Raw genomic sequence first — 7,729 nt, forward strand, 5'->3', positions numbered from 1 at the left:
GCGATTTCAATCTCAAAAGGACGGCTCATGAGTATTCAAATTTATCAAGTTTGCTTCCCTCTATTATATGCAGCTTCATATTAAATTGGTATTAGAACCTGTAATCGAAGAAAAACTTCGCAGTACGAAAGAAAAGTTTCGGAATGCAGAAAGCAATTACGAATTAGAAAAAGCACTTCTCGACCTCAAAATTGTAGACCCCGCCTGTGGTTCGGGTCATTTTCTCTTTGCCGCAGCACGTCGGGTAGGAAAGGAATTAGCTAAAATTCGCACTGGGGAAGCTGAACCAGGTAGTGAACCTTTAAAGTTAGCGATTCGAGATGTTATTCAAAATTGCATTTATGGTGTGGATTTAAACCCTTTAGCTGTTGATTTGTGCAAAGTAGCCTTATGGATTGAAGGTTTTTCTCGCGGCTTTCCTCTTAACTTTTTAGACCACAGAATTAAGTGTGGTAATTCCCTTGTGGGAGTGATGGATTTGAGTTGTTTAAATGAAGGAATCCCTGATGAAGCGTTTAAGCCAGTAACAGGTGATGATAAAAAACTATCTACACAGCTTAAGAAACGGAATAAAAACGAACGAGAGAAAGCAGGACAACTATCAATTGGTGATAAGTTAGAAATTGATAGCGTAGATTATGCAGAAATGTGGCGACAGTTGGGGGTAATTCCTGAAACTACACCACAACAAGTTAAAGATAAGCAAAAGCAATATAAAGAGAATCTGCAAGAATCTAGTTGGTGGCTGAAATATTCTGCTTGTAATTTATGGACGGCAGCATTTTTTATGTCACTAACTGAGCATCATTTGCAGTTACTACCGACAACTGAAGCATTAAACCGTTTAAAGCGTGAAAAAGTAGAAAAAATTCGTAAATCAGAGGATAATTACGAATTAAAGATTACGAATTATGAATTAAATAAGATTGTAGAGGCGGTAAACAAGCTAGCTGAAGAAAAACACTTTTTTCACTGGTGTTTAGAGTTTCCTGAAGTATTTGAACAAGGTGGATTTAATTGTGTGTTGGGTAATCCACCTTGGGAACGGATTAAGTTACAAGAGAAAGAATTTTTTGCTTCTCAAAGTGCAGAAATTGCTAACGCTGTGAATAAAGCGGCGCGGGAGAAGTTGATTAAGGAATTACCTAAGAAAAATCCTGAGTTAGCACAAGCTTTTGAAAATGCAAAACATGATGCTGAGGCGCAGAGTAAGTTTATCCGTGAGTCAGAGAGATTTCCGTTAACTGCGGTGGGGGATATCAATACTTATGCTGTTTTTGCTGAGACTACGAGGAATTTATTATCGTCTGACGGAATACTTGGAATAATAGTGCCTACAGGGATTGCAACTGATGACACTTGTAAAAAGTTTTTTGCTGATATTACAAAAAAACAAAATTTAGCAAGTATATATGATTTTGAAAATCGAGAGAACTTTTTCCCTGGTATTGGTCATGGGATGTTTAAGTTTTCATTATTATCTATTAGTGGCAATTCTAGTAAACAGGCAAAATTTGCTTTTAATATCACACAAATTAAACATTTAGATAATCAAGATAGAATTTTTTACTTGTCTCCTGAAGAGATAGCTTTATTAAATCCGAATACACTAACTTGCCCTGTTTTTCGGACATTAGCAGATGCTGAAATAACTATAAAAATTTATCAGCGTGTACCTGTTTTAGAGAATGAAAGCACAGGTAGCAATCCTTGGGGTATTTCATTTATGACTATGTTTCATATGTCAAACGATAGTGGGTTATTTCATAATAACGCAAGCAATAATTTAGTTCCTCTTTACGAGGGCAAAATGTTTTACCAATTTGATCATCGTAATGGTTCATATATAGGCCCCGAAGGTTCTAGGTCTCATATGCTCCCTGAAACTACTTTGGAAGACTATCAAAATCCATATTATTTTGTTACCCCTTCGTACTACATACCATTATCAGAAGTTAATAACAGGCTAGCAGAAAAATGGGATAAAGAATGGCTAATAGCATATCGAGGCATTGCTGGTAACAATCAAAGAAGTACAATATTTACATTTTTACCGAAGGTCGGTGTAGGAAATAGTGCGCCTGTTATTATTCCAAAATTGAAAGATACATATTTTGCTTCATGTTTGGTAGCTAACTGCTGTAGCTTAGTTTTTGATTTTGTAACTAAACAAAAAGCTAATACTGCCAATCTTAACTTTTTTATTATCAAACAACTCCCCATTCTTCCTCCAGAATTATACACCCCAGAAGATATCAAATTTATTAGCGATCGCGTACTCGAATTAGTTTACACCACCTGGGATATGCAACCCTTCGCCAAAGATATGGGATACGACGGCGAACCCTTCATTTGGAACCCCAACAGACGCGCATTATTAAGAGCAGAATTAGACGCATATTACGCCAAACTCTACGGACTCACCCGTGATGAACTGCGATATATCCTAGACCCTGCTGATGTCTACGGCGCAGACTTCCCCAGCGAAACATTCCGCATTTTGAAGAATAACGAAATTAAGCAGTTTGGTGAATATCGCACACAAAGGTTAGTGCTGGAGGCATGGGATAGAATGTTTAAATAATTCGTAAATCGTAATTATGAAAACAGATGCAATTTTCTATGAGATATTTAAAGAATTACCCAATATCTTCTTTGAAATTATTGGTAAGCCAGACATTAGCACCAATACTTACGAGTTTACTGCACCAGAAATTAAACAAACAAGCTTCCGATTAGATGGATTATTTGCTCCCTTAAAAGAATTCCCTAATCAACCACTGTACTTTGTAGAGATTCAGTTTTACAAAGATGAAGAATTTTATGACCGACTATTTACAAGTATTTTTCTTTACTTTACACAATATCAGCCACCTAACCCTGACTGGTTTGCAATAGTTATCTATGACAAACGCAGCAATGAACGTAGCTATCCCCAACGTTATCGTTCCTTGCTAGAACCTCATCTACGTCGCTTTTACCTAGATGAACTTGACGACGCACCAGATGATTCTCTGGGAATAGGAATTGTACGCTTAGTTATAGAGAGTGAGAACAAAGCCGGAGAATTGGCCAAAAACCTAATTGACAAAGCTAAAGAGGAATTGACAGACACTCTTATTCAAAGAAAAGTTCTAGAATTTATAGAGACAATCGTAGTCTACAAGTTTCCTAACTTAAGCCGCGAGGAGATAGAAACCATGCTGAACTTAAACATACTTAAAGAAACTAGAGTTTATCAAGAAGCAAAAGCAGAAGGTAGGGAAGAAGGCAGGGAAGAAGGTAAAGAAGAAGGAAAACTAGAAACCAAATTGAAAATGATACCGATTTTCCTCGAGCTAGGATTAACTGTTCAAGAAATTGCTGAACGTTTAGAACTAGATATGGAGGAAGTAAGGAAAGTTTTGGAAGAGATGTAAAAATATCAATACGTATTTTGTTATTTCTCATGTCTATAACGGGAAATATAGTAGATAGGGTGCGTTAGTTCGTTAACGCACCCTATCTACTAAAATCTAGAATCAAATTTTATGAAAATTACTATAAAGCTACAGGAATTATTACAGCAGCCTGAAAATGCAATTTTACCTATTAGCAATTTATTAAGTCAAAAATTAGCATTCCTAGATTGTACAGGAGTGATAGCTGTTACACCAGAACAATTAGCCCTTCTATTTACGGGTATTCCTCAAAGCTGGGATGTACAAGAAATTGAAGAAATCTTCAACTTTTCTACTATTAGTCAAACTTTTAACTACCAACTTCGAGAATGGATTGACCAACGCTTAGGTCGAACAAATCATCAAGTACCAGCAAAGAGTAATTCATCTTCTCCCACCAATTCTCAGTTTCTTGATATATTTAATTTTCGCAACGAAGTAATTGGCGACTACCGCCGCTATATTGAAAGCTTCCTCAAAATCCGCGACGAAAAAGTAAAAGCATTTGTCGATAACGAGTTAGAAAAAGGTCAACTCTGGACTGACCCTTTAGTGCAACTTAACCCTAAATATCGTCCTGGCGCATCTGTCACTATATTAGTACAGCAACGTCTTCTCCATCCAGACTGTACACGCTACTTTTCACAAGATGGTAAACCTTTTACCTTCCACTACCACCAAAAAGAAGCCTTTGAAACAGCACAACGTGAAGAACCCTACGTTGTCACCACAGGAACGGGTTCGGGTAAAAGCCTAACTTATGTTGTACCCATCATTGATGATTTGCTACACCATCCTGAAATCAAAGGAGTTAGGGCTATTTTGGTTTATCCCATGAATGCCCTAATTAATTCTCAGGAAGAAGAATTAAGAAAATTTCTCAAACAAGTCCCTAACACCCATATTCGCGTTGAAAAGTACACTGGACAAGAAAAACTAGAGAAGAAAACCGAAATTCAAAACAACCCGCCCCAAATTTTGCTCACAAATTATGTGATGCTAGAGTTAATGCTCTCGCGCACTCACGAAGATAAATTAGTAGCATCCCCCGATTTAAAATTTCTCATACTAGATGAACTGCATACTTACAGAGGACGGCAAGGTGCAGATGTCGCCATCTTAATTCGCAAACTTCGGCAACGCTGCGGCCAGAAACTTCTGTGTATTGGCACTAGCGCCACCATGTCTTCGGAAGGTTCCCGCCAGCAACGCCGTCAGGTAGTGGCAGATGTTGCTAGTAAATTATTCGGCGTAGAAATTCAACCCAGCAACGTCATTGATGAAACTTTAGAACGTTCTATCAAAAGTGCTGCACCCACCACCGAAAAATTGCGGGAAAGCATTATCCAAGGTTTACCTCCAAAACCGGAACAAACTTTAGACGCTTTTAAACAGCATTCCCTAAGCCACTGGGTAGAGATGAACTTTGGTTTAGAAGACAAACAAGGACATCTTGTCCGCCGCACACCCATCACCCTAGAAACAGGTGCAAATCAACTCGCAAATGAAACCCAACTCAACGAGGAAACTTGCTTAAATATCCTCAAACAGATATTTCTTTGGGGAAGCAAAACTAAGGGGTTGGCATTCCGCCTGCATCAGTTTATTTCCCAAGGCGGTAGCGTTTACGCCACCATTGAAAATCGAGACAAACGACTTCTCACCCTAGAAGGCCAGTACACAACCACCGAAAACCGCCTGCTTTATCCCCTCGTCTTCTGCCGGGAATGCGGACAGGACTATTATGTGGTACGCTACGATTCTGAAAAAGATATTGTACTGCCCCAATTACCCACAGCCTTAGATAGTCTTGACAATCAAGATATTAAGGAAGGCTACCTAACCCTTGATGAACCCGGACTTTGGGATAAAGAAGACGAAGAGAGACTTCCCGACTCATGGTTTAAAGAAACTAAAAGACAAGGGCGTATTCCCGAAAAAAAATATGCACCTTTTATTCCCCACAAACTGCAAGTTCTACCCAACGGTAAAGTCATAAACTCTGTATTACAGGGAACTACCTGTTGGTTTATTCCCAAACCCTTTCTTACCTGTCTCCACTGCGGTGTATTGTACGACCAAAAGAAAAACGAATTTACCAAACTCTCTCGTCTAAGTAGTGAAGGACGCAGTACCGCAACTACTCTACTTTGTCTTTCTACCGTCAGTCGCCTCAAGCAAGTTTTCACTGGCGAGAAAGCCAAAGCCGCAAAAATCCTCAGCTTTACTGATAACCGTCAGGATGCTTCATTACAGACAGGACATTTCAATGATTTTGTCCAAACCAGTTTCTTACGGGCAGCTTTGAATAGTGCTATTCAAGAAAATGAAAAGTTAACTCACAAAGCACTTGCGGCGGAAGTTGTCAAACAGATGGCTTTATCTCAAGCAGATTATGCAATCGAAGCCGCAGAATTTGGCTTTGGTAAACGCAAGAATGAAGAAGCTTTTAGCAATTTAATTGAATATCGGCTATACGAAGATTTGCGTCGCGGTTGGCGAATTGTCCAACCAAATTTAGAACAATGCGGTCTATTAACCATAGAATATGCCGAACTCTTAGCAACTTGTGAAAATACTCAACTCTGGCAAAAATACCGCCATCCAATTTTACTGCAAGCCTCACCATCACAAAGATATTTTGTTGTTAAAACCTTCCTCGACCACCTCAGAAAAAAATTGGTAATTGATGCCAAAATTTTACAACGAGAGGGTACAGAACAACTGAAAAAGGAAGTATCCCAAGCACTAAAAGACCCTTGGACAATTGATAATTTTGAATATTTACACGAAGCTAGTTGGGCAAGCCTCAGCCCCACAGAAAAGAAAGGTAAATCACGGCGAAATACAATTAGGCTGACATTTCGTGGTGAAATCGGGCGCTTTCTGCGTTCTAATCGGGCATGGAATTGGTTGCAAAAACCTTTACCAGAGTCAGATTATAACCAATTAATTAATGCTCTAGTAAATGCTTTGACAGATGCAGGTTACTTATACAAAAAGGAAGAAGAAGTCCAACTAAAAATTAATTCAATGGTCTGGGTTGCCTCAAAATTAAGTGAAATTCCCCCCGACCCTTTAACCTCCCGTCGTTTGCAGGGTAGCGACAGAAATACTTCTGTCAACCAATTTTTTCAAGACTTCTACCAAACTAACGCTCATCAAATTAAAGCACTAGAAGGGCGAGAACATACCGGACAGGTAAAAAACGAAAACCGCCAGAAACGAGAAGACGCATTCCGTCATGGCAAATTAGCAACTTTATTTTGCTCCCCGACAATGGAATTGGGGATAGACATTTCTGACCTCAGCGTTGTCCATCTGCGGAATGTTCCCCCCAGTCCAGCCAACTATGCCCAACGCAGTGGTCGCGCCGGCAGAAGTGGACAGGAAGCTTTAGTAATTACTTATGCCTCCATTGGTAGCGGTCACGACCAATATTTCTTTAAACGTCAAAGTCAAATGGTTGCTGGTGTCGTTGCCCCGCCTAAATTAGAACTAGCAAACCAGTATTTAATTAAATCTCATGTGTATTCAATTTGGCTGGCACACACTGGCTTATATCTGGAAAATTCCATGAACCAAATTCTGGAGTTAGATTCGCCGGACTGTCCGCTAAAAGAAGATGTCACTCAGAAAATCAAGATGAGTCAGGAAAAATTAGCCAAATGTTTGGCAGCTACAAAACTGATTTTATCTGATACCTTCTGCCAAAACGATCTGAACAAAACCTCTTGGTATTCTGAAAATTGGTTACAGTTTACCCTAGAAAATGCAGATAATGCCTTTGATCAAGCTTGCGATCGCACGGAGAGAAGCACTAACTGGTTTAATCTCTCTAGGCCAGTCTTCACCTTCACGCTCCCTGATAGAAAGTTCCGCGTTATTAATTTTCCGCTTAATTAATTCGACTAAGGAAAAATTTTGTTCTGAAATGTTGTCAATTATTTGTCCTCGATACAATTCAGCAAAAAGGCGAATTGCTAGTGGGGTTCGCAAAGCCCACCGCAGAAGAGGTGGACATTGAATGCCATTAATTTGACAATGTGCCTTAAAAACAGAAGCAAGTGGTGCATCCGAGCCTCTCAACCAAATCCAATCAATATTTCTCGGTAGAGAAATTCGCTGAACCAAACTTGGCCGAACCGAGAATGCAAATAAGATTCTTGGGTATTGTTGAGCTACTACAGCTAGCCCGGATTTCTCACAAGCAGTAAAAAATAAATTTACACGACCTGATGTGAGGCATTTTTTTGATACATCATCAATCAAAATTTAGACGCGGAGAT

Annotated in this window: 3 protein-coding genes; all 3 read left to right on the forward strand. The window is 39.2% G+C overall.

Annotation, left to right across the window (positions count from 1 at the left end):
- The first annotated feature begins 67 nt into the window (after positions 1-67).
- The 3 genes from V7K53_RS21850 to V7K53_RS21860 all read left to right on the forward strand — a co-directional run bounded on the left by V7K53_RS21850 (position 68) and on the right by V7K53_RS21860 (position 7,346).
- Complete coding sequence (locus V7K53_RS21850; RefSeq protein ID WP_335199650.1) at positions 68-2,584, forward strand: Eco57I restriction-modification methylase domain-containing protein; 2,517 nt, start codon at positions 68-70, stop codon at positions 2,582-2,584.
- Between the two features lie 16 nt (positions 2,585-2,600).
- Entirely contained in the window at positions 2,601-3,419 is an 819-nt protein-coding gene (locus V7K53_RS21855) for an Rpn family recombination-promoting nuclease/putative transposase (protein WP_335199651.1), read from the forward strand.
- 111 nt (positions 3,420-3,530) lie between these two features.
- A complete protein-coding gene (locus V7K53_RS21860; RefSeq protein WP_335199652.1) occupies positions 3,531-7,346 on the forward strand; it encodes a DEAD/DEAH box helicase in 3,816 nt (1,271 codons plus the stop codon).
- Positions 7,347-7,729: the final 383 nt, after the last annotated feature.

The organism is Nostoc sp. (assembly GCF_036917355.1).
In the GTDB taxonomy this organism is placed as follows: Bacteria; Cyanobacteriota; Cyanobacteriia; order Cyanobacteriales; family Nostocaceae; genus Nostoc.

Coding starts and splice junctions, on each gene's coding strand:
- V7K53_RS21860 (WP_335199652.1), top strand. CDS start 3,531: ATGAAAATTACTATAAAGCTACAGGAATTATTACAGCAGCCTGAAAAT.
- V7K53_RS21850 (WP_335199650.1), top strand. CDS start 68: ATGCAGCTTCATATTAAATTGGTATTAGAACCTGTAATCGAAGAAAAA.
- V7K53_RS21855 (WP_335199651.1), top strand. CDS start 2,601: ATGAAAACAGATGCAATTTTCTATGAGATATTTAAAGAATTACCCAAT.